25 protein-coding genes and 1 pseudogene are annotated in these 24,652 nt (G+C 66.6%); 15 read left to right on the plus strand and 11 right to left on the minus strand.

From position 1 onward, the window contains the following. Positions 1 to 136 precede the first annotated feature (136 nt). From GD748_RS00340 to GD748_RS00365, 7 genes are all read left to right on the plus strand, one after another. Positions 137 to 406 carry a heavy metal-associated domain-containing protein gene (locus GD748_RS00340; protein ID WP_152193233.1) on the plus strand — a complete coding sequence of 90 codons (270 nt, stop codon included), beginning with the start codon at positions 137 to 139 and terminating at the stop codon, positions 404 to 406. Between the two features lie 406 nt (positions 407 to 812). Beyond that, the gene (locus GD748_RS00345) at positions 813 to 1,109 is read left to right on the plus strand and encodes a DUF4193 domain-containing protein (protein ID WP_152194302.1); all 297 of its coding nucleotides are present in this window, start codon (positions 813 to 815) and stop codon (positions 1,107 to 1,109) included. Between the two features lie 28 nt (positions 1,110 to 1,137). Further along, positions 1,138 to 1,290: a hypothetical protein gene (locus GD748_RS19350; RefSeq protein ID WP_193312747.1), complete on the plus strand. Its 153-nt coding sequence runs from the start codon at positions 1,138 to 1,140 to the stop codon at positions 1,288 to 1,290. A 54-nt stretch (positions 1,291 to 1,344) separates the two neighbouring features. Then, on the plus strand, positions 1,345 to 1,581 hold the full coding sequence (locus GD748_RS00350; protein ID WP_152193234.1) for a heavy-metal-associated domain-containing protein: 237 nt from the start codon (positions 1,345 to 1,347) through the stop codon (positions 1,579 to 1,581). A 217-nt stretch (positions 1,582 to 1,798) separates the two neighbouring features. After that, on the plus strand, positions 1,799 to 3,736 hold the full coding sequence (locus GD748_RS00355) for a heavy metal translocating P-type ATPase (protein ID WP_152193235.1): 1,938 nt from the start codon (positions 1,799 to 1,801) through the stop codon (positions 3,734 to 3,736). Positions 3,737 to 3,837: 101 nt separating this feature from the next. Further along, positions 3,838 to 4,266 carry a cupin domain-containing protein gene (locus GD748_RS00360; protein ID WP_152193236.1) on the plus strand — a complete coding sequence of 143 codons (429 nt, stop codon included), beginning with the start codon at positions 3,838 to 3,840 and terminating at the stop codon, positions 4,264 to 4,266. 91 nt (positions 4,267 to 4,357) lie between these two features. Beyond that, a complete protein-coding gene (locus GD748_RS00365; protein WP_152193237.1) occupies positions 4,358 to 5,266 on the plus strand; it encodes an NADP-dependent oxidoreductase in 909 nt (302 codons plus the stop codon). 418 nt (positions 5,267 to 5,684) lie between these two features. Here GD748_RS00365 and GD748_RS00370 read toward each other — a convergent pair. Continuing rightward, positions 5,685 to 6,251 (minus strand): annotated as a pseudogene (locus tag GD748_RS00370) (glucosamine-6-phosphate deaminase); the annotation flags it as partial. Positions 6,252 to 6,702: 451 nt separating this feature from the next. Here GD748_RS00370 and GD748_RS00375 point away from each other — a divergent pair. Further along, positions 6,703 to 7,788: a nucleotide kinase domain-containing protein gene (locus GD748_RS00375; protein ID WP_226920590.1), complete on the plus strand. Its 1,086-nt coding sequence runs from the start codon at positions 6,703 to 6,705 to the stop codon at positions 7,786 to 7,788. On the opposite strand, the gene GD748_RS00380 is transcribed toward GD748_RS00375, so the two are convergent. Genes GD748_RS00380 through GD748_RS00415 form a run of 8 tightly spaced genes read right to left on the minus strand, consistent with a single transcriptional unit; the run spans position 7,711 to position 13,106 of the window. Further along, a complete protein-coding gene (locus GD748_RS00380; protein ID WP_193312748.1) occupies positions 7,711 to 8,703 on the minus strand; it encodes a thymidylate synthase in 993 nt (330 codons plus the stop codon). The two genes, GD748_RS00375 and GD748_RS00380, sit on opposite strands and share 78 nt — an antisense overlap. Before the next feature lie 16 nt (positions 8,704 to 8,719). Next, on the minus strand, positions 8,720 to 9,319 hold the full coding sequence (locus tag GD748_RS00385) for a dTMP kinase (protein ID WP_152193240.1): 600 nt from the start codon (positions 9,317 to 9,319) through the stop codon (positions 8,720 to 8,722). Between the two features lies 1 nt (position 9,320). After that, positions 9,321 to 10,004: a C1 family peptidase gene (locus GD748_RS00390; RefSeq protein ID WP_152193241.1), complete on the minus strand. Its 684-nt coding sequence runs from the start codon at positions 10,002 to 10,004 to the stop codon at positions 9,321 to 9,323. After that, a complete protein-coding gene (locus GD748_RS00395) occupies positions 10,004 to 11,128 on the minus strand; it encodes an ImmA/IrrE family metallo-endopeptidase (RefSeq protein WP_152193242.1) in 1,125 nt (374 codons plus the stop codon). Before GD748_RS00395 ends, GD748_RS00390 begins: the two co-directional genes overlap by 1 nt. Then, positions 11,125 to 11,493 carry a helix-turn-helix transcriptional regulator gene (locus GD748_RS00400; RefSeq protein ID WP_226920592.1) on the minus strand — a complete coding sequence of 123 codons (369 nt, stop codon included), beginning with the start codon at positions 11,491 to 11,493 and terminating at the stop codon, positions 11,125 to 11,127. The genes GD748_RS00395 and GD748_RS00400 overlap by 4 nt, the downstream gene beginning before the upstream one ends. After that, positions 11,486 to 11,857 (minus strand): holo-ACP synthase, encoded by a 372-nt coding sequence (acpS, locus tag GD748_RS00405; protein ID WP_193312749.1) that lies wholly within the window; start codon positions 11,855 to 11,857, stop codon positions 11,486 to 11,488. Before acpS ends, GD748_RS00400 begins: the two co-directional genes overlap by 8 nt. Positions 11,858 to 11,868: 11 nt before the next feature. Next, on the minus strand, positions 11,869 to 12,729 hold the full coding sequence (locus tag GD748_RS00410; RefSeq protein WP_152193245.1) for a thymidylate synthase family protein: 861 nt from the start codon (positions 12,727 to 12,729) through the stop codon (positions 11,869 to 11,871). Continuing rightward, a complete protein-coding gene (locus GD748_RS00415) occupies positions 12,726 to 13,106 on the minus strand; it encodes a hypothetical protein (RefSeq protein ID WP_152193246.1) in 381 nt (126 codons plus the stop codon). The genes GD748_RS00410 and GD748_RS00415 overlap by 4 nt, the downstream gene beginning before the upstream one ends. A gap of 579 nt (positions 13,107 to 13,685) precedes the next feature. Here GD748_RS00415 and GD748_RS00420 point away from each other — a divergent pair. Beyond that, on the plus strand, positions 13,686 to 14,000 hold the full coding sequence (locus GD748_RS00420) for a hypothetical protein (protein WP_152193247.1): 315 nt from the start codon (positions 13,686 to 13,688) through the stop codon (positions 13,998 to 14,000). Further along, positions 13,997 to 15,364 carry a hypothetical protein gene (locus GD748_RS00425; RefSeq protein ID WP_152193248.1) on the plus strand — a complete coding sequence of 456 codons (1,368 nt, stop codon included), beginning with the start codon at positions 13,997 to 13,999 and terminating at the stop codon, positions 15,362 to 15,364. The genes GD748_RS00420 and GD748_RS00425 overlap by 4 nt, the downstream gene beginning before the upstream one ends. Before the next feature lie 53 nt (positions 15,365 to 15,417). Here GD748_RS00425 and GD748_RS00430 read toward each other — a convergent pair whose 3' ends face one another. Further along, complete coding sequence (locus tag GD748_RS00430) at positions 15,418 to 15,780, minus strand: hypothetical protein (protein WP_152193249.1); 363 nt, start codon at positions 15,778 to 15,780, stop codon at positions 15,418 to 15,420. 258 nt (positions 15,781 to 16,038) lie between these two features. After that, positions 16,039 to 19,572 (minus strand): MobF family relaxase, encoded by a 3,534-nt coding sequence (gene mobF / locus GD748_RS00435; protein WP_152193250.1) that lies wholly within the window; start codon positions 19,570 to 19,572, stop codon positions 16,039 to 16,041. A gap of 755 nt (positions 19,573 to 20,327) precedes the next feature. On the opposite strand from mobF, the gene GD748_RS00440 reads away from it, so the two are divergent. The 5 genes from GD748_RS00440 (at position 20,328) to GD748_RS00460 (ending at position 24,621) form a co-directional block, all read left to right on the plus strand. Further along, entirely contained in the window at positions 20,328 to 20,699 is a 372-nt protein-coding gene (locus GD748_RS00440) for a hypothetical protein (protein WP_152814945.1), read from the plus strand. A gap of 164 nt (positions 20,700 to 20,863) precedes the next feature. Next, entirely contained in the window at positions 20,864 to 21,628 is a 765-nt protein-coding gene (locus GD748_RS00445; protein WP_152193252.1) for an ATP/GTP-binding protein, read from the plus strand. Between the two features lie 37 nt (positions 21,629 to 21,665). Continuing rightward, on the plus strand, positions 21,666 to 22,349 hold the full coding sequence (locus GD748_RS00450; protein WP_152193253.1) for an SAF domain-containing protein: 684 nt from the start codon (positions 21,666 to 21,668) through the stop codon (positions 22,347 to 22,349). A gap of 2 nt (positions 22,350 to 22,351) precedes the next feature. Continuing rightward, positions 22,352 to 23,116 (plus strand): P-loop NTPase family protein, encoded by a 765-nt coding sequence (locus tag GD748_RS00455; RefSeq protein WP_152193254.1) that lies wholly within the window; start codon positions 22,352 to 22,354, stop codon positions 23,114 to 23,116. Positions 23,117 to 23,187: 71 nt separating this feature from the next. After that, positions 23,188 to 24,621 (plus strand): CpaF family protein, encoded by a 1,434-nt coding sequence (locus GD748_RS00460; protein WP_226920594.1) that lies wholly within the window; start codon positions 23,188 to 23,190, stop codon positions 24,619 to 24,621. Positions 24,622 to 24,652 lie beyond the last annotated feature (31 nt).

Consider the following 24,652-nt stretch of genomic DNA (forward strand, 5'->3'; position numbering starts at 1 on the left):
TCTTGCCACACGCGTGATCATGCCTGGGTGCCGTTAACTGATGTGCGTCATGGTCGCCCCGAGGCGAGGGTGCCTACCGTCGGAGATCAGCCCCGCTGAACACAGCCAGGGGTGACCGGAGGAAGGACACGGACCGATGAGCACCACCACCCCACCGCGCAGCGCCCAGGTCAGACTGCAGATCACCGAACCGTACTGCCCGTCCTGCCTGCCCGGTATCGAAGCGAGCCTGCGCCGGCTCAACGGCGTCAGGGCTACGACCGTGCACACGACCACCGGGGGTATCGAGGTCACCTACGACCCGTGCAGCGTCGACCTTGAAGACCTCCTCGTCACCGTCGGCGGAGCCGGCTACCTTACCGTCCCCGCACCAGATGACCCCCTCCCGGGGGACGAACGACCATGACTACCGCGACCTGCCCGCCCCGACCCGTCCACCGACGCGCACCGACCTCACCTACGCCGGAGACAGGTACGTCCCGACGCACCGAACGCACCGGCCCCGCGGAGGTGAGGAGCTCCCAGGCCGAGACAACCTCCCAACCAACCGATGGTGCCTTGCTGCCGGCCGCGGCTGGACCTGGCCACCGCGTCCCGCCGGCGGACTGGCCCTGGCACAGCGGGCCGGTGCGCGCCGGCTGAGAGCCCTTCTTTCAGCCGGAGGACCACCGACGCGCTCGCTCTCACAGGGTGAATCTTACGTGCCTGCACCGATTGAGAGGTTCCGCGCCGGCGTGGCCGGCCGCATGCATCCTGGCTTCGGCGAGCACAACACCACGACCATTCGCACCGCAGAGCTGCCGGAGGAACCCATGGCAACCGATTACGACGCACCACGCAAGGACGAGGCGGACGCCGCCGCCGACCCGCTCGGGGAGATCATCACCCAGGGCACGGCAAGACGTGGCCCTGACACTGAGGTGGAGGAGTCCGACACGGTCGACGGGGTTGACCTGCCTGGTGCGGTGATCGATGACGAGCTCAGTGTGCGCGTCATCCCGCAGCAGGGCGATGAGTTCACCTGTTCCAGGTGCTTCCTGGTCCACCACCGCAGCCAGCTCGCCAGCGACACTGCCGGCGAGCTCATCTGCTCCGAGTGCGCCGCCTGATACTTCCCGCACCGGGTCGAGGTCGCCGTTGCTGTTGCTGTTGCTGTTGCTGTTGCTGTTGCTGTTGCTGTTGCTGTCGCTGTCGCTGTCGCTGTTGCTGTTGCTGTTGCTGTTGCTGTTGCTGTTGCTGTTAATTGACGCACATCATGGTCCGATTCGCGGCTCGTTCGTAGCGTTGTAGTCAGCACCCCCGGGACCGAGGGGGGTCAAAGACATCAGAGAAGGAAGGTTGACGATGAGCACCACCGCTCCCACCACCACCCGCACGATCCTGCGCGCCGAGGGCTTCTCCTGCCCCTCCTGCGTCGCCAAGATCGAGAAGCAGGTCGCACGCCTCAAGGGCGTCTCGGCCGTGAAGGTCCACTTCGCCTCCGCGCGTATCGAGGTCGACCACGACCCCCAGGTCAGCGCGGATGACCTGGTTGCCGCCGTCGCCAAGGCCGGGTACGTCGCCAGGCCCGCGGCCTTCTGACGCGCAGATTCACCCTCAGCGCCATCGCCGAGATCTTCTCGGCGGTGGCGCTTCGTCGTACTCGACCCGGTGAACCCCTTGGCAGCCCCGGCACCGGGTACGGGGCATGGGACTGCGGTTCATTGACGCCCGTCATGGTCCGGTTCGCGCCACGTCCGTAGCGTCGTTGTCAGCACCCCGGCACGGGGTTGAACAGGCTCGAGAAAGGTCAACAGCAATGAACAAGCTGCAGCAGTGGTGGTACGGCAGGTGGGCGACCCCGGTCCTCTCCGGGACGTTGATCCTCATCTCCTTCCTCATCGCCCGCGCGCTCGGCTCCGACGCCGTCAGCAACACCTTCATGATCGCCGCCGCAGTGGTGGCCGGCACCCCCATCGTGACCAAGGCAGCCCGGGCACTGATGGCCAGGGTCGTCGGCATCGACCTGCTGGTCTCAGTCGCCGCGATCGGCGCCGTCATCATCGGGGAGTACTGGGAGGCCGCCGCGGTGACCTTCCTCTTCGCCATCGGGCACGCCCTGGAGTCAGCCACGCTGAACAAGACCCGCTCGGCGCTGGCCGAGCTGGTCGCCGTCGCCCCCGACGTCGCCGTCGTCATGCGCGACGGTGAGCAGGTCGAGGTCCCCGCCGCCTCGGTGGCCATGGGCGAGATCGTCCTGGTCAAGAACGGCGCCAAGGTCCCCGTCGACGGCGAGGTCGTCGCCGGCACCGGAGCCCTGGACGAGGCCTCCATCACCGGGGAGTCCATCCCGGTGGAGAAGTCCAAGGGCGACCACGTCTTCGCCGGCACCGTCGCCAAGGGCGGGTTCCTCCAGGTCCTCGCCACCGGCATCGGGGCAGACACCACCCTGGCCCGCATCATCCACCGCGTCGAGGACGCCCAGGACGCCAAGGCCAAGACCGCCCAGTTCATGGACCGGTTCTCCGCCTGGTACACCCCGGCCATCATGGTCCTGGCCCTGGTGGTCGGCCTCATCACCGGTGACGTCGTGCTCGGCCTGACCCTGCTGGTCATCGGCTGCCCCGGGGCACTGGTCATCTCCATCCCCGTCTCCATCGTCGCCGGCATCGGCCGGGCCGCCAAGGACGGCATCCTCATCAAGGGCGGGGAGTACCTGGAGACCGCCGGCAAGATCACCGCCGTCGCGGTCGACAAGACCGGCACCCTGACCAAGGGCCGCCCCCACCTGACCGACGTCATCGCCCTGGACCCGCCCATGGACCGCAACCAGGTCCTGACCTGGGCCGCCCGAGCCGAGGCCGGATCCGAGCACCCGCTCGCCCGACCCATCCTGGACGCCGCAGCAGCTGAAGGCCTGGCCACCCCCGGCCTGCCCGAAGCCACCGAACCCGTGCCCGGCAAGGGCATCACCGCCACCACCGGCGGGCGCCGGGTCCTCATCGGCAACCTGGCCCTGCTCACCCAGTACGGCATCGCTGACACCGTCGGCGCCGCCGAGACCACTGAGGAGCTCGCCGCCGCTGGGCGCACCGCGATGATCGTGGCCGTGGACGAGACCGTTGCCGGGGTGGTCGCCGTGGCCGACGAGGTCCGACCCGACGCCGCCGAAATGGTCGCCCGCCTGCACGACGCGGGCGTGAGATCAGTCGTCATGCTCACCGGCGACGCCCCGCTGGTCGCCAACGCCGTCGGTCAGGCCACCGGCGTCGACGAAATCCGCGCCGGCCTGCTACCCGAGGACAAGCTCGAGGCGGTCGCGGACCTGCAACGTCAGGGCCACGTCGTGGCCATGGTCGGTGACGGCGTCAACGACGCCCCCGCCCTGGCCACCGCGAACATCGGCGTCGCGATGGGCGCGGCCGGCTCGGCCGTAGCCGTGGAGACCGCCGACATCGCCCTCATGGGCGACAACCTCCTCAAGCTCCCCGAGGCCATCAGCCTGGCCCGACGCACCGTGAACAACATGCGCCAGAACATCACCATCGCCCTGGTCACCGTGGCCGTGCTCCTGGCTGGAGTCTTGTTCGGCGGAGTCACCATGGCCATCGGCATGCTCGTCCACGAAGCCTCGGTCCTGGTAGTCATCGTCAACGCCATGCGCCTGCTGCGCCGCCGCCAAGACACCACCAGCACCAGGGCGACACCTTCCGCACCAGCCGTCGCCGCACCTAGCCCAGCCACAGCCAGGTCCTGACCACTGAGCTAGACCCGCGCCTCATCGCACACCCCGACCACACAGAGCGGGGGGCTGCACCACTGCCGGCCAAGTCCGGCACAACCACAACAGGAGGAATCATGAGTAACGCAGACCACTTCACCATCGAAGGCAACGTCGAGCACTTCACCATCGGGCAGATCGCCCAGGACAACCCCGACTTCCGCCGGGTGCTGTGGACCGGACAGCACGCCCAGATCGTCATCATGACGATCCCCGCCGGTGGAGAGATCGGTGAGGAGGTCCACGAGCACACCGACCAGATCCTGACCTTCGTCAGTGGAACCGGTCAGGCCGACCTCAACGGCCATACCCACCCGATCGAGGCCGGTGACCAGTGCGCCGTCCCCGCCGGCGCCCGGCACAACTTCCGCAACACCGGGCAGGAACCACTCGTGCTCTACACCATCTACGCCCCACCCGAGCACGCCACCGACGGCGCCTACACCACCAAGGAAGAAGCCGACGCCGCCGAGGCCGCCGGGCAGGACCAGCCACCCGCCGCCTGACCGGGCACCACCCGCGAGGCGAACCAGCAGCTGTTGGTGAGCCGCACCGGCACCGGTTTCGAACGCACAGAGAGAAGGAAGAGGAACCCCCATGTCCAAGGTGTACGTGTTCAACGACTTCGGCAGCCCCGAGAACCAGGAACTCATCGACCGGCCCGCACCACAGCCCGGCCCCGGTGAGCTCGCCGTGCGGGTCCGCGCCGCCGCTGTCAACCCCGTCGACTACAAGATCCGCACCGGCCGCTACGGCCGGGACCAGTCCCTGCCAGCCCCCATGGGTCAGGAAATCTCCGGCGTCGTCACCGCCGTCGGTGACGGCGTCGACGGATTCGCCATCGGCGATGAGGTCCTCGGCCCCGTGGTGCCGGGCTACGGCGCCTTCGCCGAGGACACCCTCGTGCGCGCTACCGATGCCGTGGCCAAGCCCGCGGAGATCGCCTTCGCCGACGCGGCCACCATCCCCGTCGCCGGGGCCACCGCCTACGACGGCACCCACCAGATCGAGCTCGAGCCCGGCCAGAAACTCCTCATCCTCGGGGCCGGCGGCGGTGTCGGGCTCATGGCAGCCCAGATCGGCAAGGTTCACCAGTTCACCGTCATCGGCATCGCGTCGCAGGCCAAGCGCGAGATCGTGGAGTCCACCGGAGCAATGTTCGTGCTCTCCGGGGAGAATGTCGCTGACCGGGTGCGTCAGGTCGCCCCCGAGGGGGTGGACCTGATCCTGGACCTCGTCGGTGGCGATGCCCTGCGTCAGGTCGCCGGACTCGTCACCGACCCGGCCAGGATCATCTCCGCCGCCGACCCCGACACCGCCGGCAAACTCGGCGGCAGCGCCCTGCAGCGCACCCGCGAGGCGATGGAGAAGATCACCGGCGTCATCGAGTACAACCTCGTCGACCCGCACGTCTCGGCGCTCTACCCCCTCGACCGCGCCGGCGACGCCATCGCCGCAGTCGAGACCGGCCACGCCACCGGCAAGACCGTCATCGAGATGAACTGACGCCCGCCGTTCCTGGCCCCGCGACGTGAGCGACATCGCGTCAAGTCGCGGGGCACTTGCGACCCTTCCGCGCTGAGATCAAGTGACTTGGCCCGAAGATGAGCGTCGCAGAACCGCTTCGTAGTAACAGTCAGGTCCGGGGGGTCGTAGTCATTGGAGGCTTTGTCTTTCGTCCCGATCCTTGGTCAGTCACCAGCGTTCCAGAGTTCGGTGCCATGTCGGGACACCGCATCGATCTTCGTGACCGTCGTAGGTGGTACCCGCCCGGTGGCGTCCGCGACGTTCGATGAGCTCACCTCGTATCGGCTGCGGGCCTGGTCCCGCTGAAGCCTCGCCCGTCGGGCATGGCTACGGGAGCTGGCCGACGAATGGTCGAGTGTGCCAGAACCGGTCCCGATCCAGGATGGTTCAAACAAGCTCAGATGCCCTGCCATGTTGGCTTGTTGGCGTAGACCTCTCGGTAGTAGGTAACCAGTTGCAGGCGGGATGCGGCGCCCTCGTCAATGAGTACAGTGGCGTGCGGGTGGTGCTGTATGACGGTCGCTGGCCACATGGTGCTCACCGGACCTTCGGCGAGTTTGTGGACTGCCTCAGCCTTGGCACGCCCGGCGGCGATGAGGACCAGGCGCCGCGCGGACATGATTGTGGCCAGGCCCTGTGTGAGGCAGTGATGCGGGACCAACTCGATGTTGTCGTCGAAGAACCTTGCGTTGTCGGCGCGGGTCTGGGTGGTGAGGGTCTTGAGGCGGGTTCGTGAGCCGAGGGAGGAACCGGGCTCATTGAATGCGATGTGCCCGTCGGTGCCGATGCCGAGGATCTGCAGGTCGATGCCACCGGCCGCAGCGATAGCGGCCTCGTAGGCGGCGCAGGCACCCGGGAGGTCCGCGGCGTGGCCGTCTGGCCCCTGCACCGCGCCGGGTGCGAAGTCGACACGCAAAACGAAGTCTCGCTGGATGACATTGCAGTAGCGCTCTGGGTGGTTAGCCGTCGGGTACGACTACGACGCGGGTGCGAGGCCGGTCTCCTGGATCACACGCAGCGAGTCCAAGTTGCTTGGCGAACCTAGCATAAAACAACGTGGGCGCTCAGCTTGTTTCCTGGCGCCGGGTGCGGACGTCCGCAGCTGTGTTGGAGTGCACGGCGCCAATGCCAGTCATCGCTTAGGCGTCCCAGCATCCCCAGCTTTTGGGCCTCAGCCGCAGCGGTGAGCTGTGCAAGATGTGGAGCCAACGGATCCACGTCCAGAGTGGCGGCTGGACACGCCGGCCAGTCTTCGGTCTCCGCGGGAGTGGGACGTAGGCTGGCACAGTGACAAGCAGGTCGACGCTCGTGCGGACCGAACCCAGCCGAAGCGCCCGATCATTTGAAACGGCCGCGTGAGGGACATATTCGTAGGAGGTGCGGTGAGGTCGATCCGTGTAGGGTCACGCACTCTCGTGGCGAGTGAGGTGCTGGGGAGCTACTGGTTCGTCGCGTCTGAGCGTCAGCGGATGTATCACGGGCGCCTACATGGCGACCCCGGACCGTGGTCATCCGACCCAATCCTGTCCGCGCACCGCTTCACGAATGCGTATCGTGCAGCGGATCGGGTGTCGCAAGATCTCATCCGCGCGCAGTATGAGGGACCACAAGATGCAACGAACCTATTGCTGAGAACGTTGGTGTTCCGGTTCTTCAACAAGCCGGAGACGTGGCGTCTGATTGAGGACTCGGTCGGCGTCGTTTCGACACGGACGTTCGACGTGCCCGTCATCAATCTCGCGTTGGAGGCGGCGATGACGCGTGGCGAACGTGTGTACTCTCCCGCCTATATCATCCCGCCTCCCCCGTTCGGTGCGCGTCGGAAGCATCTGAACCATCTGCGCCTCATCGAGCATATCTTGGCTTCTGGGGCGGCTGATGCGATCGGCGAGGCTCGCAGTTTGCAGCAGGTTTACGAGATCCTGTCCTCGTACCCTTCGCTGGGCCCGTTCCTCGCTTTCCAGCTCACCATCGACTTGAACTACACGACGCTCATCCACTTCGACGAGAACGAGTTCGTTGTGGCGGGCCCGGGTGCAAGGAGCGGCCTTGCGAAGTGCTTTGTCGACACGGACGGCTTGAGCCCCGCGGACGTGATTCGTTGGGCTGTCGAACACCAGGGGGAGGAGTTCGCGCGCTACGAACTCGACTTTCACGACCTTTTCGGACGCCCCCTCGCGCTTATTGATTGCCAGAATCTGTTCTGCGAGACCGATAAGTACGCGCGAGTTGCACATCCTGATACGGCAGGCATCGGTGCCCGAACTCGGATCAAGCAGCGGTACGTGCCCGGCCGCGCAGTCAGTGTCCCCTTCTTCCCTCCAAAGTGGGGCATCAACCAGACGGTGAACGCCCAGTTGGGTTTGCGAGTGCGGCCAGAGAAGTCAGGGCATCCTGCACACTCATCCAGGAGACTCCAGCAGTTAGTGGTCTCTAGCCCGCGGCCGGCTGACGAACTCCCTCGCCGCGAAGGTGAGGTCGCTGTCTCCCAGGGAAGCTAGGCGCGGTTCAAGCTCCTCGAGCGTGGCGCCACGTTTGAATGCCCAAAAGATGTCGATCGCCCGGATGTAAGCCACAAGCATGGGGTCACGGAATGGAAGGGTGAGATTGTCTAGGTCCGCGCCCGCACGCAGACGGTGCTCGAGGTCCATCCATTGCTCATGAGCGGTGACCGCGTCCTCCCAATCAGTGTCGTACTCGAACGTGCTTTTGCCGATGTACTCCGACGTGTCGCTTGCACGGCTGAGCAGTTCTCTGGCGCGGTCTTCGTGCTGGGCGTAGAGGTGGAGCGACGAGGTGAAGAACGTAAGCGTTCCTACCTCCAGCTGTAGCCAGCGAGCCATCATCTCCAGCAGCACGCTCCACTCGAATGCGTTGATTGCTGAGAATCCGAACCAGATGTCGGTGCTACGCGCGACCACGTTTAGGTCGAGATGACCGTTGCGGACGAGGAAGTGCAGCCAGTTGTTGCAGGGGACGTCCGCGCTGTTCTGGAAATCGCGCTCGGGATCGAACAGGCTCATCACTGCGCGTCGGGAGTTTGGTGAGGCGTGGAGAAGTGAGCGTGCTTGGGCGATCTGGTCCACGCCGTTCCAGTTGCGCAGTCTCGGCCCGTATCCGGCTCGCCACGTGGTCCCGCCGTCATCCGAGTAGTCCGGAGCGCGCTTGAGGTAAGGGGTGAGGTAGGCGAGGTCGTTGTGTCCGGCGAGGACCCACATGGTCTCTGCGATAGCCGCGAAGGGGTTGTTGTTGCGGCCGGGTGTATGCAAGAACCGCTCGGTGGGTCGTTCGATGGTGAGGGTCTGCGCTGCCAGTTCGGTCGTTGCCCCATTGCGGCTGTTAACGGTTTCCCCATCGGCAAACAGGCGAGCGAGCATGCCGAGGAAGGCAGCGTCAATCGTGCGGAAGCGGGGCATGAGGTGGTCCCGGGATCTAGTGCTTGAGGAGGTCGAGGTCGCGCAGCACGGCGATAATCGATTCCGTGACGTCGGTGGGCTCGCCCTGCGGCACGTGCACGGTGATGTCCTGGTGCGTCTTCGCGAGCTCGTGGTAACCGTTGAGAATGGGGTCGGAGTTGTTGGCGTCGTCTTCGTAGGGCCTGTCAAAGAGGAAGACGACGGATGCGGTGAGCGGAGACCAGATGCTGTCGATGAGGTTTCGGAACGTGGTCTCCGTGACGCCAGCGGCCGGTAAGACGCCGCTGTACCAGCCATAGGCGAGGGTGGACCACCACCAGCGGTCCAGTACGACGGCCTGAGACGCGAGCAGCTCGCGGATGATTGGGATGCTCTCGGCGTGGCATGCGAGGTGAGCGAGTTGCTTTGCCACGCCGGATGCAGGAGAGCGGAGGCTCGACTCGAGCATCGAGTAGGTCTCATCGGTAAAGACGCTCAAACCGCTGGGCATGTGCACGTGACTGGCCGACGTCGGGTCGAGAACCCGGCGGAGTGCGTCCGACTGAGTGCTCTTTCCTGTCTTGTCGAGGCCTTCGAGCACGATGAGGGTGCCCGCCTTGAGTGCGTAGTTCGTCATCTCAGCTCTCTTTGATTACGTCGTCGATTGTTGCCGCCTGCACGGCGAAGCCGATCAGGTACTCCATAGGAAGCCAGCAGTAGCCGCCGAGGCCCCAAACGGTTCCCCAGCTGTTCTTGATCAGGAGGAGACGTCCCTGGACGGGGTGACTCGCGGCGCCGACGCACGTGACGGCGTGGTAGCCGCCGGCAGTGGCGCGCACGTCGGGGATAGCGACGATGCCGTCGTCGCCGGGCACGTGGAACTCGTCGGTGACTTCCACGATGAGGACGACCGGGCGAGATCGGGCCAGCTCGTCTTCGAGCAGGTTCTCGATGCCGTCATGGTGCAGGGGCACATTCTTCAGGCGGGCTCTTCGCCAGGGCGGCTCGTCGAGTCCTGCCGGTGGGCCTTCTGTTCCGGCACCTAGGCTCAGGTTGTACGGCCAAGAGATCAAGTCGGGTTGCCCGTGACCGCTGAGAGCAGACCCAATGTTATTCAGGATCATGCCCTTGTTGGAGGTGTTGCCAGCAGCAGTGGCCTGCCACCAGAGCGCCTCGGGCGCGAGGTGCTGAGTCGGATTGCTTTGCCCGTCCTGTAGTGCCTCGTGGGCGGCAGAGGTTGCGAAGGCTACGCAGGTAGGTCGGGATCCCTGATCGAGGACGTCGTGGCCGACGAGTCGGCGGAGGTCAACATCCTTCCGCATCAGTAGTCCCAATCGTCCGCGTCCGCCTCGTCGCGGACGAACGCGGCGAGCAGTCGCCGACGGAACTCGACTTCAGGTATGCCGCGGACGAGTGTTGTCAGTTCAAGGCGGGAGACTGGTGCGTCGGGGCGAACAGGCCGGACCTGGCTCAGATGGATCGACTCTTCGCCGGGGGCGTCTGCGGTGTACGCGACGAGTCGGGTTACGGCCCCGCCGACCGACGTATGTCCTGCCTGGTATGTATCTTGCACTACCTCGTCGCGGAGCAGTGTGACGACATCAGAGGACACGCTTGTGGCGGGGAAGGGGATGATCTCGCTCCGGTGAGCGGGCGCATCGTCAGCGAACGCTTTACCTCCATCGAACGGCTGCGGCGCTGGACGGAAAGGGTGGATCGTTGCGTCTGCTAGCGCTTCCTCGGCGCACCATCGATAGCCCGTTGCCGGGTGCTCGGTCAATCGCAGCAGGATCGCATCGCCAACGAAGGCTTCGATTTCAGCTCGGTCGTGGGGGTGCTCGACAATCCACACATCGCCCCGCGCATTCGGCAATCGCATCCCGTCCGTCAGATGTCGTTTGATCGTTGCCGGAGGAGTCTTGAGTAGTTGCGCAGCGTTGGCGGTGGTGATGAACCTCGTGTTAGTGAGCTGGCGCACGGCCGCCTCATAGCTGACGTGCATGTCGCGTGCCGCCTGATAGACCTGCTCGGCGTCTGCCGGTGTGCCACGTTTGATTCCGTATCGGCGGGCGGTCGAATGCAGCAGCTCGAGCGGCATCAGGAAATGTGCGGCAAAAACCTGCGCGTCGAACTCTCTCGTCTCGTGGTGATGATGCCCGAGCACGGCTGCATCGGTGTCCAGGCTGAGCACATCTTGATCCATGTACCAATGCCCGAGCTCGTGGGCTGCCGTGTAACGTTGCAGCGATGCTGGGCGGTCGCTGTTGATAAGCACCCCGCTGGGCTGTCCCGGGAGAATCGCTCCGAGCAGATCCTTCAACGGCTGGAACCTCAACACCAGGCCCGCCTCTTCGATCGCCTCGAACGGGTCGATCGGCTCGGACTGGTCCAGCCTGAGCTCATTGAGTGCGTTACTGGCTGCCTGAACTGCGGCGAGGCGCGTCACGCGCGGTCACCTCGGTGGGTTGGCCGCGGGCCGCGTGGCACAGCGCCCGCGGCGAGAAACTCCGCGAAGCGCAGTACCTGGTCCTTGTCCTCGATGGATAGGTCGCGTGTTGCGCGGTACAGGGCCCCGTCTGCCGCCGCGACGGGTGCCTCGTCTTCTCCCAGCAGCCACTCCACGCGGCGCTGGTACAGCCTGGCGAGGCGGCGCAGTTCCAACGCGGAGACACCTCTCTTGCCTGTTTCCATGGCGTGCACGCTCGTTCGGGGAATCCCGAGCGCGCCGCTGACCTCCTCCTGGGTGAGTCCGAGCGACTCTCGCGCTTCCCGGATACGGGAAGCAACCACTTCCAGCTCGTTCTCAGACACCAAGTCCTCCTTTCATCATGATCACGAACGCCACCGCAAAACCACCTTCGTGGCTGAGTGCGACGCTCCAATCGGTGATTCCCAACTCGTGAGCCCGGGCCTTTGCCGAACCCGACAGCTCCAACGTCGGCGCTCCGTTCTCGCTTCTGCGTATTTCGATGTCCAGTGGGGCGATGGCGCCGATCCCCTGACCAAGCGCCTTCATCGCTGCTTCCTTGCCCGCCCATCGCGCCCCGAGGCGGGCCGGGTCCGCTTTGGAGTCCTCTTGCTCGGCGGCAGTAAACGCAAGATCCATGAACGTTGTGTCTTCTTTGAGCATCCGGGCGATACGCGCGCAGTCGACAAGATCGACACCAGTTGTCACAACTGAGCTCATCATGCTGACGCCGCCGTCTCGCGGCCGTGGAGTGAGGCCGCCGCATCGGTGAGAATTTTGGCCACCCCTGACTTCCCTGAGTAGTCGCTGCGCTCCGCGTTTGCGTGTCCGGCGACGACTGCAAGCTCTCCCGGCGCGAATCCGGTCTGCTGGCACAGGAACGCTTGCAGCCTGGCCAGGCCGATCAGGTTGCCGTAGCCGCGGGTGATGAGGTGCCAGTGCCGGTAGACGCCGAGGATGGCGAGCGCCCCTTCGCGCACGCTGATATCGATGTGGACCAGGCACGGGAACCCTCGCGTGCGATTATCGGAGACCGCGTACTCCTCTAGCCCTCCCCCGGCACCATCTACCTCCCCCGCCAGCGCGATATCGCTGAAGTTGGAAGTCTTGCGGCGCTGACGCCGCTCGCCGCGAAGCGCCTCGATGCGCGTGGCCAGCTGATTGGTCCCCGTTGCGGTCTTTCCGGGCCACGAAATCATCCGGGCAAAGTAAGTGCCCGACTGGTTCGCGTAGACCCGTTGCAGTGTCGGCAGCGAATCTAAATAGGCCACATACAGCTCACGGGCCGCCGTATCAAGAAGTGCGGCTTCCTCATCAGACAGTTCGGCAGACCAGTCGAACCCCGGATCGTTGTATAGAGCCGAGGGAAAGATGGTGTTCGCGACGGTGATGACGCCATGCTTGTCTTCGTCGCGCAGAACGCTGTCAACCACATGCGACACGCCCATGTGGGCACCCTCTTGCGGTGCGCTGATCGACACCAGGGCATGAGTTGCCGTGCCACGCGGTTCGGCGTTCACCGCGGCGAGCACCTGAACCCATGCATCGGAGAGGAGTTGCGCTGAAATGTGCAGGCTCACGTCAGTCCTCCCGTCGTCACGTGGAGCACGTCTGCGACGCCCTCCAAGCTCGACCAGCGGTCCCGATCGATCTTGCTCAGATTCGGCTGCTTGCGATCCAGCTCCTTGTGGAAGCGACCGACCAGGAACACGACCTCGATCGAGTCAATCGCGGCAGTCGTGTCAATGGATGCCACCGACTCGTGATGAAGCTTCGCCAGCGCCCTACCCAGGGCCGCCTCGATGGCGTTCTTCGTCATGGCCTTCGCTGCCGCAAGCGACATCGGCATTCCTAGGGTGTCGTATACCACACCACCCGGCGCCCCATTGGGCACGGCGACTGCGGACTGCTGGCCGTGGCCACCCCCGGCAGAGGCGTGCAATGTGTTACTCATCATGCATCCAGTGTCAGATATTCCGACATGCCTGTCAAGCATCTCGACAGAAGCGACGCTACCGAGTCGCACGTGAACCATTGCCCCGGTGCGGTGAACGCCGGCGACCAGTTCCAATGCTCATGCGTGCCACTGGAGCCCCGCCTCGGCTACGAGGCCGTTTCTCCATGGCCTATCCCCACGAGAGCCTTGCCGATCGGCGAGCCGGCGCGGCCGCCACGTCCATGCGAACCTCGGTGGACTCCGGTGTGCAGCCGCTGGCCGTTGGCCAGCAACCAGCCCGATCGTCGTCGGAGCACTCCTCGCACCTACTGGTTGAGAGCGGTAGCCAATCGGGTTCCGCGCACGGCAGGAGCATCCAATGTCTGAGGGCATCCCTACTCAGGTGGCCCTACGGTTCGTCGCCCCGGAATCGAAGCTCGGCATCACGAGGGTCGGCGACACCCGCCTGCACGCCACCGGCTCGGCGTCGAGCATTGGCGTAATGAGCTCGACGGCACCTTCATCGAGCGGTGCACAGGGCGCCCAAGCTCGGACACGCGTCCACAGCGAGCCGTCCCCCGCCGGCACGGACGGGGAAGGGTGACCGGCATGAACGCGGTTGGGACGAGAGACCCGAGCGAGCACATGGCCACCGCACGCCGGCTGCTCAAACGACGCGCCGCCCACGGAGGCGAACTTGACCTGTCGTCGGGCCTCTCAGCAGGGATGGCGTTCTGGACCCTGGAAGGACTGCGCCCGCCGTTGCCGCCGATCGGGAACGTCGACGACCTCCCGCTGCCAGGTGTGGCCGAGATTCTGCACGCTTTGAACGCCGCAGCCGACCACGGCACCTCCGTGGAGGAAGCCACGACGATCGCGCGCGCCTGCGTCGAGCTTCAGAAGGATGCTCCATGACGTACCGCGAGCACAGCGCCCGGCTCGCGCAGCACCTGGCCAGGTTGTCTAGCACGAGAGGATCACGAATTCTCGAGCCCGCCGGGCTCGAGGTGGCGCTCTTGGGCCGGCACGAGACCATCCGCCTCCTGCAGGAAGCGATGGCGGTGGCGACCGGCCGGGACACCGCCAAGAAGGCTGACACCATCGCCTTCACCGCCCGGACCACACTGGGACAGGCCATGAACGACCCGGTGATGGTGCTGCACCAGGCGATCGACAACTACCCGAACCCGCACGCGGGATCCGCACTCATGACCGTCCGGTCAGCGGACCTGGGGTCCGTCACCGCCGGCCTGTGGCACCAGGTGGCACGCTCCGCCGTCCTCGCCCGACACGACCTCGACACCGACAAACACGCCTACACCGGCCAGTACCGGTGGAGCATCGTCGCCGATGTCGGCGCGATCGCCCCGGTCGTGCAATACCTTGACCACCAACTGCTGGCCGCCGCGCGGCGTATCAACGGCGCCGGGCATCCGGTCGTCGACGCGCTGGCACATGCGACGCGGCACAGCCCCGTGACCCTCCTGGCCGCTGAGGTCGACAGCGTGGCCCGCGGTGGACGGCTGCCCGACCTCACGGCGCTACAACTTCCGCCGGTCTGCCCCCGACCAATCCGGGTTACCAGCATGGGAACGCTTCTGGAGGCACAGCGCAGGCTGCCGGTCCAGATTGCCCAGATCGAGGAAGTCGGCCCCGACATCCTGGCCCGGACAGCACTGGGCCAGGCCCGCATCCTGGTCCGGGCGGGCGACCTGCTCGAGGTGCACAACCAATGGCGGGGCAGCACCTTGGCTAGAGACCTCGCGAGGCAGCTCGGCCAAATTCAACCCGAACCCAGCGATGTCACCTCACTCATGCCCGGCGACAGCACCCCGCTGGCCCAGACCACCGCCATGTGGCAGTACCTGCGCGAGCAAGATGCACAGGGCAGCCAGCTGCGCCGGCAGGATCTGATTGCACTGCGAGGCCTCGTTCACCACAGCCCTGTCGTCATCGAGCAACTTTCCCGCACCGCCGATGCCCAGCTCACCTCCGGGCGCTGGCTGATCTCCTACGCCGAGGGCAGCGCCTACCGATGGGACCGCTACCGGTTCTACGACGACGACCCCCGCCTTGTCGCCACCCTGGCCAGGGTGCGGAAAAACTTCCCCGCGGGCGATCTGACCGTGACGCCAAGTGCCGTCATCGAGTCGGCCCGCACTACGCTCGCCCGGAGCCCGCGAACCAAGGTCGCGCGAGCGGCCCGCCCGGACACTCCAGACAAGGCGGTCATCCCGCCCCCGGCCAGGCAGGCGCGGGCACGCACAATCGGCCTCTAAGCGGTAGTCGACGCGCGCCACACTGGTTGCCGCAGTCGATCCAACCACTGGCATCAATAGAGTTGCGGAGCATCCCGAATGATGGGTTGCTCCTTGCTGGCACGCGCGAGCACGTGGCGAACAGTGCGATAGACCCACACGAACGGCGTGCGGATGCCGACGCTGATGAACTTCAGGCAGTTGATGACCGCCCACGCGAGGGCGAGCCACCACCAGTTAGAGCCGCCGCCCTCGACCTGCCCCTGGAACATGTTGCCGAGCCGGTAGTGGGTCGGCACGAGCACGACGGCGATCGGCACGCCCCACTTGAGCCCCCGATCGGTGTAGATCCAACGAACGAGATGGTTGGTCGGCATCCACGCCTGAGCGAAACCGAGCGCGCCACCAACGAGACCGAAGCTGAGCCGGAAGATCATCGCGATCACCTCAACGGTGTTGCCGCCAGACCCCGGACGGAGCAGGCTGTGGGCCTCAGAGTGCACTGTTCGTGCCACGCCTCGGGCGAGGCGCGGTTGATCTGTGGACAACCCGGCCGGTGCCGGCGCAGTGTTGATCGTCCATGCACAGCAGAGAGCCGGGACCTAGTTGTCCACAGCTCCGCGGCCCCATCGGGTCTATCGCGCCGTGTAGTTGCGACCGTGATTGCCATGGCTTCCGACCGGACTGCTGGGGCGTCAGCGCGCGAGGCTCGCGGCGAACGCGCTTGGGACATTGGGCATGGGTGCGTTCGAGAGCGCTCGGGCTCGCCGCAGTGCGGCGATCGCATGGACAGCGTCGTGCCGCTGATCCTGATCGTCGAGCGTGGTTCCGAGCGGGTCCCGGCTGGTGATGTCGTAGCGCTCACGGTGGGCGGCGACGATGGCGAGCTGGCGTTTCCACCGGGCACGGTCGCTGGCCCCGAGCGGGGGGTCGCCGATTCGCTGCACCCAGGGAGCTCGGACGCGGACCGCGGTCTCGGCCAGCTCCGCGGCCCGGGCTTCGATAAGGTCACGTCGCGCATCAAGCGCCGCCCGCACGTCAGGTGGCACGGGGCCAAGTACTTCGGGCACGAGACCCGCGATCAGGTCTCCCTCGCCACTGCCGACCGGCCGGGGGGCGGCCTGGGCGACGCGGTAGGAGAGCACCGCGGTGGTGTCGTCGGCGTCGAGCAGCGTGCGTTCGGCGATGACCCGCGACAGCAGCGCTGCGACGTCATATCGGTTCGCCTCAGCGCGGCGCAGCTCGGCGGCGAGTGCTCCGAAGGCGTCGGAGGCGATGGCGGCCTCAACGTCGCTCTCGGTCATTCGGCCGGCTCCGGTGAGCGCGTCTTGTACGAGTGCTTGCCAGCGTTCGCGCTGGGCGGTGGTGGCGATGTGGTCGTACTCGGCGGCGACCTGGGCGATCCCTGTCCACTTGTTCTGCTCATCCGTGATGGTCTGGTGGGCGGAGAGCTCGAGCCCGGTGTGGTGGAGCACGCCGAACAGGACGGTGCGGGCGCTGATCTCGCCACGCTCGGGCGGGACGTGGGCGTCGTCGGGCCGATCGAGGGGGACGTAGGCGATGTTCGTCTCGCGCCCGCGGGTCATGGCGACGTAGAGGTTCTCCCGGGTGGTCGAGCCGGAGACGACGACGTGCGAGGTGTCGACGGTCATGCCCTGGGCGCGGTGTGCAGTGACGGCGTAGCCGAGGTCGACGTTCTCGGCCACGTAGTCCGCAGGCAGTATCACCGTCGCGCCGAGTTGGCGCGCTGCTCGGCGGACTTCGATCGATCCGTCACCGCGGACTCCAGTGACCTGCCAGCGGTCGCCGTTTCGGACCCAGCCGGTGCGGCTGGTGCGCAGCCTGCGGTTGTTGCGTCGGGTGATGACGATGTCGCCGACGGAGCAGCGGGCTTCATTGGCGAGCATCGCTTCGCGGCCGGTGGAGGTCTGGCCGTCGTGGACGCGTTCGGCGCGGGCGCGTTCGTTGAGCTGTCGGACGGACTCGGCCGAGTCAGTGACAAGTATGCTCGAGCGGCCTGCGGCGAGGTCGTCGCGCCAGGACCCGTAGGCGACGTCGATCATCTCCGTGGTGCTTCCTTCGCGCAGGCGGTCGTGCCCGGCGTAGGTATCGATGACGTCGACCTCGCCGCGGCGCAGTTCGAGGGAGGCGTGCTGTTCCCATTCGTGGGTGAAGCGGTGCACCTCGGTCAGCTCGGGGATGTCTTGGCCACGTGCGTTGACAAGCATGGCGAACGCGCCGCCGGCGTCGACGGACTGCAGCTGCGCCCAGTCTCCGACCAGGAGCACCTTCGCCCCCGCCTGCTCTGCCAGTCCCGTGAGCCGGTCGAGCGTCCGGGTGCTGGCGAGGGTGGCCTCGTCGACGATGACGAGCTGCCCTCGACGGAAGTTCGCTCTGCCGTGGTCGTGTTCGTAGAGCCACTTGGCGGTGTTCTCTGTAGTGATGCCGAGGTCTTCGGCGAGCACCTGGGCCGCGGCGGCCGAGGGTGCGAGCCCGACGACGGAGCCCCCTCCGTGCTGGGCGGTCCAGGCTGCGCGGAGTGCCCGCATTGCGGTGGTCTTGCCGGCGCCGGCGGGGCCGACGAGCACGTCGACCTGCCGGCTCGACGTCGCGACGGCCTCGAGAGCGCTGGCCTGCTGGGGCGTAAGCGTGACGCCATCATGCGGTACTGTGACGGCCTGCCTGAGCAGGGCGGCCGGCAGCGCGGGTGCGGTGGTCTCCTCGGCTCGGTGCAGGAGCCGGTCCTCCATCGCCAGGATCTGTTGCGAGGACATGAATGCTTCGTGCCGGTGGCAAAAGGCAGACTCGCCGTCGGCACGCAGCGCGCACTCCGGCGTCGGAGTCAGTTCGGGCGGGGTGAGCATGACCGACCGGTCGGCGGCAGCCTCGGTGACGGCGGCGACGATGGCCTCGCGGTCCTCGACGGTGGCGAAGCGCCAGCCCATCGTCTGCCGGGAGGCTTCGGCCCACAGGTTCCAGTGCCGCCAGGTCGAGCGCTTCTCGGCGACCGCTGCGACGACGCGGGTACCGGCCACCCCAATAACATCGTCGGGCACGTTGTCGGCCCGGAACACCGGAGACGTCGACGTAAGGGTGAGGCGTCGCCCCCAGCCCGTCGGGTCCTCGCCCAGGAGCGGCTCGGCCCGCTCACGCCAGTGGCCGGTCAGGTCGGCGAGAGAGTAGACGGACTTCTCGGGACGGGTCTCGAGCGTGGCCCGGGCACGCATCCGGATCGCCAGCGCATCGGGAGGTCGACGCCCGTGGTGCGCGCTCATGTACTCCTGCGCCAACTCCTCTGTCGCGATGTCGATGGCACGCGAGCGGCTGGAGAACTCAGCGATCAGCTCATCAGAGACGCCCACGATCTCCCACGTGGGGTTGCGGGCCTCACCCCGGGCTCCGCGCTGGTCCCAGGAGAGACCAAACGTTCCAGTTAGTCGGTCGGCAAGCACGGCGTTGTAGTACTCCGACAGCGCGACGACTGCGTGATGCAGGGCGCGGCTGTCCAGGGTGCGCCACTTGCCGTCGACGGCGGTACGGACCTTGTTCGAGACGACCACGTGCGTGTGCAGCTGTGGGTCGTTGGCTCGCGAGTCGTAGTGGTCGAACGCCGTCGCCGCCACGCCAAGCACCTCGACCTGGGCGATCCCATTCGTCCCGACACGGGTAGCGGCAACCTCGCGCTCAAGGAAATCGATCACCTGCGCGACCGCGGCATGATGGGCCTCGACGATCTGCTCCTGCGTTCCGGCATCCGCCACCGCCCAAAGCACCGAGACGGACTTGGGCACGGAGAACGTCAGGTCGAACCCGGCCACCGCAGCCATCGGCCCTCGCTTGATCTCCTCGGCGGTGATGCGGGCGGCAACGGCGTCGAACTCCTCGCTGGGCACGCCACGGTCAAGTTTCGCGACGCGGCGGGTAGTGCGCTCCTCGACACTCGCGGGACGGCGGTAGGGGCGGCCGAGTTGATCGCCGGTCAGGGGATCGGCGCCCTTGCCCATGAGCGTCTGCAGCTGCTCTGGCGTGACCGTCATCCCGGGCAGCAGCTCGCCAGCGCCGAACTGACTGACACCCGAGCCCATCCAGATGCCCGGCGGAGTGCCTTCCTCGGTGTAATACCGGGTCATCGCGGTCAGCCGAGTCGTGTTGCCGTCGCCGGTTACCACGGTGCGCAGCAAATACGCGTAGCCGTCGCCGGCAGACATCACCCGCATCGAGACCGTCACCATCGCACCTCCAGACAGCAGGTGCGCACTGACCACCGAGACCGCCCCACAGGCTGGTCCGGTGTCACTTCTGCGCTACGCGTCCGGCTGAAGCGGCCTCAATGCCAGATGTGTGACCACCTTCCACGCTCGACCGCGCGCAGGTTCTCTTCGGCCGCCCGCTTCCCGCCGCGCTCGACGCCGGCATTACCCCGTCCGGGGCGACGGACATGCTCACTCTCGATCACCGCAGCCGACGACGCCCCGTCTCGCGCGAAGTGCGAGATGACCGTGAGTGGAACCGCCCCGATGAACCTGAAAGTTCCCGGGGGAGGCGTTCGCACCTATCTCTCGCAAGCGCACGAAGCGGACTCGGTAGACACCGAAATTCACAGGACTGTTGCCAGGAGGGCCAGAGGGTGGGAAAACTAGAGACTAACGACCTCTTGTCGCATCCCCGGCTCGAGGTCGCTCGAGCACCACGGGAGTTTGACCGGTTCCCAACGGAGGGCCATACCGGCATGCGGCTTGGGCGACGAGTAGCAGCAGCGGCCGCGACGGCCATCATGTTGGCCGTCTTGTCCGCATGCACTGGATCTTCGAACACCGCGCCCACGGCGCCGCCGTCCAGCTCGCAGCCGGTGACCCAGTCCCCGACTCCATCACCGTCTCCGATGTCGGAGTCCGAGGCAGCCGCAGAGAACGCTGAAGCCGTTGTCCGGAAGTACTACCGAGTGATCGACGAACTTCGTTCAAATCCAGACGCGGATCCCGCCATGCTCGAAGACATCACCGTCAGCGTCGCCCTGGTATCGCGTCAGCGGCAGGTCGAGCGCGAGCGTGGAGATGGCTGGGTCCAGACCGGCGAGACGAAGATCGTGGAACTCGATCTCCAGGGCGTGAACCTGACCAACGCAGATGGCAGCGGCAAGACAGTCCCCGTGGTCGAATTCGATGTCTGCATCGATGTCGCCGACATGGACATTGTCGATGCGAACGGCAACTCCGTCGGTGCTGAGGGACGGCCCACCCGTGGATGGGAACGGCACACCCTCGTCAATCACGACTGGGAGAACGACCCGGCCAATGGGTGGCGAGTTTCCACGAGCGAGACCCTCGAGAAGCAGCCATGCGAAGCCAGCGACTGACCCGCGGTGTCCTCACAGTCCTCGCGTTAATAGGCATCATCGCGCTCCCTGCAGTAGCCGGGGCGACTGTTCCAAGGTGTCTCCAGCTCGACATGTTCTCGGGCGTTTGCCTCATCTCGGTCGATGTTCCCGCTGAACCAGCTTCCACCGATCCTGCTCAACCAGTGATCACCGATCTCGCAGAACCAGCATCCACTGAAGAGACGGCCGGCGACGGATCGAGCGAAGCTGGCTCGAGCTTGCCGTGCTGGCGTGACTTGGCTTCGTTCGCAAGGCTGGATCCGCAACCTCCGGCGGGCGATCCGGTCTGGCAGGGTCGGGATCCGGCGGACGGCGGTGCAATCTATTACTGCAGGGTGCCGACGTTGCCTGGTGAGTTCTATGAAGTGTTCATCTGGCTGGAGGGCCCGCCTGATCAGGCCGCGACCTCTGGGCCCTCTCCGGAGGTGGTCGCCCAGATGGCGGTGGACTCGATGGACCTGGCCGCGATCGATATAGGCATCGTGCCGGAACCTCGCCCCGGCTACGTCGGCATCATCGGGATGCCGGTGTGGATGTGGGCGTCGAACCCCAGACCGAACACGGTCGGGCCGAGCACTGCGTCGGCCTCGGCCGGAGGGATCACCGTGACCGCGATGGCCCGTCTTCACGAGGTCACGTGGTCCATGGGCGACGGCAGCACGGTGGTGTGCCAAGGCGCCGGCACCGCGTACGCCGCGAGCTACGGGGCTGCGCCATCGCCGGACTGCGGCCACGTCTACACCAGGACGAGCGCGGGCGAGCCCGGCGGCGAGTTCACGGTCACGGCAACGTCGGACTGGATCGTCACCTGGGAGGGAGGGGGACAGACAGGGACCATCCGCATGGACGACCTGCAGCGTTCGGTGCAGATCGCCATCGGGGAAGCGCAGGTGCTGGTGACCAGGTAGGCCATTAGCACTGCCATGTAGTGAGGGCGGAAATCGCATGACCACCACAACCGCACGCCGTCGGGCGCCGGCCAAGCCCACGTCCCCCCCGACGGCGGAGGGGCCACCGCCGAGGTCCAGGCGGCGCCCGTGGCATCTGGCCACGGCGGTCGCCCTCGGGGCGCTCGGCGTGACGATCGGCGCGGTCACCTGGTCGACGACGTCCGCGATGACATCGGTGCTCGTCGCCAACGACTCTCTGCACCGCGGCGACGTCATCACCACGGCTGCGTTCACCACCGCCCGCATCTACGACGACTCGGCGCTGGACCCTGTCACCCCGGCAGAGCTGGACGACCTGCTCGGGCAGCGGCTCTCCCTGGACATCGCAGCCGGGAGCATCGTCACCCACGACGCCGTCACCGCTTACGAACCGACGAAGGCTGGTACCTACCTTGTCGGTGTCAGCCTTGCCAGCGCCCGGGCTCCGGGTAGCGAGATCCTCGTCGGCGACCGCGTGCTCGTCGTCGTGACCCCGACGGCTGGCAGCGCCGTCGACACCGCAGACGTCACCGGTGTCCCGACGTCGACGAGCGCGGAGGTCGCTGCGGTCAACATCGATGCGGAGACGGGCGAGACGATCCTTGATCTGCTCGTCCCTCAGGCAGACGGCCCAACTTTGGCGGCTCATGCCGCCACCGGCAACGTGGCCGTGCTCCTCGAACCGCGGGGCGGTGAGTAGTCGTGGCGGTCATCACCTTATGCTCGGCCGCCGGTGCCCCCGGCGTGACGACGTCGACGGTCGGGTTGGCGATGTGCTGGCCCCGCCCAGTGCTCATCCTCGAAGCCGACCCGCGCGGCAGCTCGGGACTGCTCGCCGGGTTCCTCGGTGGGATGCGCGAGTACGAGACAGGGCTGGTCGAGCTAGCGCTATCACCGCTAGACACGTCCGACGCGTTGCGCGACGCCGTGCGCCCCCTCACCGGCGACGTGTCGTTCGTGGCCGGAACCCGCTCACACACTCAAGCCACCGGACTCAACGACCTGTGGGGGCCCTTGGCCGAGGCGCTGGCCGACCTGGAGAAGACCGGCACCGATGTCCTTATCGATGCTGGTCCGCTCGGCTTCCCCGGCTCCCCCGAACCTCTCCTGACGCTGGTCGACCTCACGCTGATAGTGACCAGGACCCATCTACCAGCCGTCGTCGCTGCTCGGTCCTGGACCGAGGCTATGCGTATGTCATCGCCGACCTGGCAGCAGCCCGGTCTGCTCCTGGTCGGCGAGGGCCAGCCGTACACAGCCAAGGAGGTCACAAAGGTTCTCGACTTGCCTGTCGTGGCCTCGATCACCGACGATCCCGACTCGGCAGCGGTGTACCACCGGGCGGAAACCCCACCCCGCAAGTTCACCACGAGCCCGTTCATCCGATCCCTGCACGCTGGCGCCGATGCGATCGGCCACATGGTGACCAAGCGCCGCGAGGACCTGCTCCGGGAGGTGGCTCCGTGACTGACCTGCGATCCCCCTCCTCCCTGGGTGCCCCACCGCCCCGCGACGCGCCCGCGCTTTCGGCTTCGCGCGTGGAGCCTGCGGCGCTGCCGTTCCTCGCCCAGCCGCACGTGGCCGCACACCCGCCGGACGCGGCACGTACTCAGGCTGCGGGGGCCGCGACAGTGCCGGCGAACGACGACATCGACTGGGCGGTGGTAGCGGCGCTGCGCGCGCAGGCGTCCGAGTTGCTGAGCCAGCGCATGACCGCACAGACGCTGGACAGGACGGGACAGCAGGAGCTCGGCCGCTCGATTGTGCTCGACCTGATTGAGTCGACCATGGCCGAGGACGCCGACGTTGGGCGCCCGACCTGGACCTTGGCTGGCCAACGGGCGATGGCGACTGCTGTGTATGACTCACTGTTTCGGCTCGGTCGGCTGCAACCGCTCATCGACGATGACCGGGCGGAGAACATCGTGATCACCGGGTTCGACCGCGTGATGCTCGAGCACACCGACGGCACCAAGCACGCCGGCCCGCCGGTGGCCGACTCGGACGAGGAACTGATCGACTTCCTGTCGTTCCTCGCCTCGCGCAGCGAGGTCACCGCGCGCGGGTTCTCCGAAGCCCAGCCGGCCCTGCACCTGCGCCTTGACGGCGGGGCACGCCTGGCAGCGCTGGCATGGGTGACCCCGCGGCCATCGGTGGTGATCCGCCGCCACCGGCTCAAGGAGGAGACCCTTCCGGGCCTGGTCGCCAAAGGGCTGCTCTCCCCGGTCGCTGCCTCGTTCCTGGGCGCGGCGGTCAAGGCACGCAAGTCCATCGTGGTCTCGGGCGCCCAGGGCGCGGGCAAGACGACCCTGATGCGGGCGCTGTGTGCGGAGATCGACCCCGACGAACCGATCGTGACGATCGAGACCGAGTACGAGCTCCACCTGGACCAGCTGCCCGACCAGCACTACTACGTGCACCCGATCGAGGCCCGGCCGGGTTCTGGTGAGCGCGGTGCCGATGGGCGACAGATCGGTGAGTACACGTTGCACGACGCGCTGTACGACTCCTTCCGGCTGAATGTATCTCGGCAGATCATCGGTGAGGTTCGCGGCAAGGAGATCTGGCCGATGATCAAGGCGATGGAGTCGGGCACGGGCTCGTTGTGCACGACCCATGCCACCAGTGCCGTGGCCACCATCGACAAGCTGATCACCTGCGCGATGGAAGAGGGCAAGGACGTCGACGCTCAGGTCGCGGCCCGCAAGCTCGCCTCCACCATCGATCTGATCGTGCACATCGATCTGCGTGACCTGACCGGCCCGGACGGCACCCCCACCCGCCAGCGGCGCGTGGTCGAGATCATCGCCGTCTCCCGCGGCGAGATGGACCCCGGATACGCCGTCACGTACGTGTTCCGGGCCGCCAAGCGGGGCGGCATCGCCATCCCGGGCACCCTGCCTGACGAGTACCGCGAGCTCGAAGACTTCGGGTTCGATCTCACCGGCTACCTGCACGGGAGGTCGGCATGAGGGCGCTCGGATTCATCGTCGCCGGCGGCCT

This window comes from Georgenia subflava, assembly GCF_009193155.1.
GTDB lineage: Bacteria > Actinomycetota > Actinomycetes > Actinomycetales > Actinomycetaceae > Georgenia > Georgenia subflava.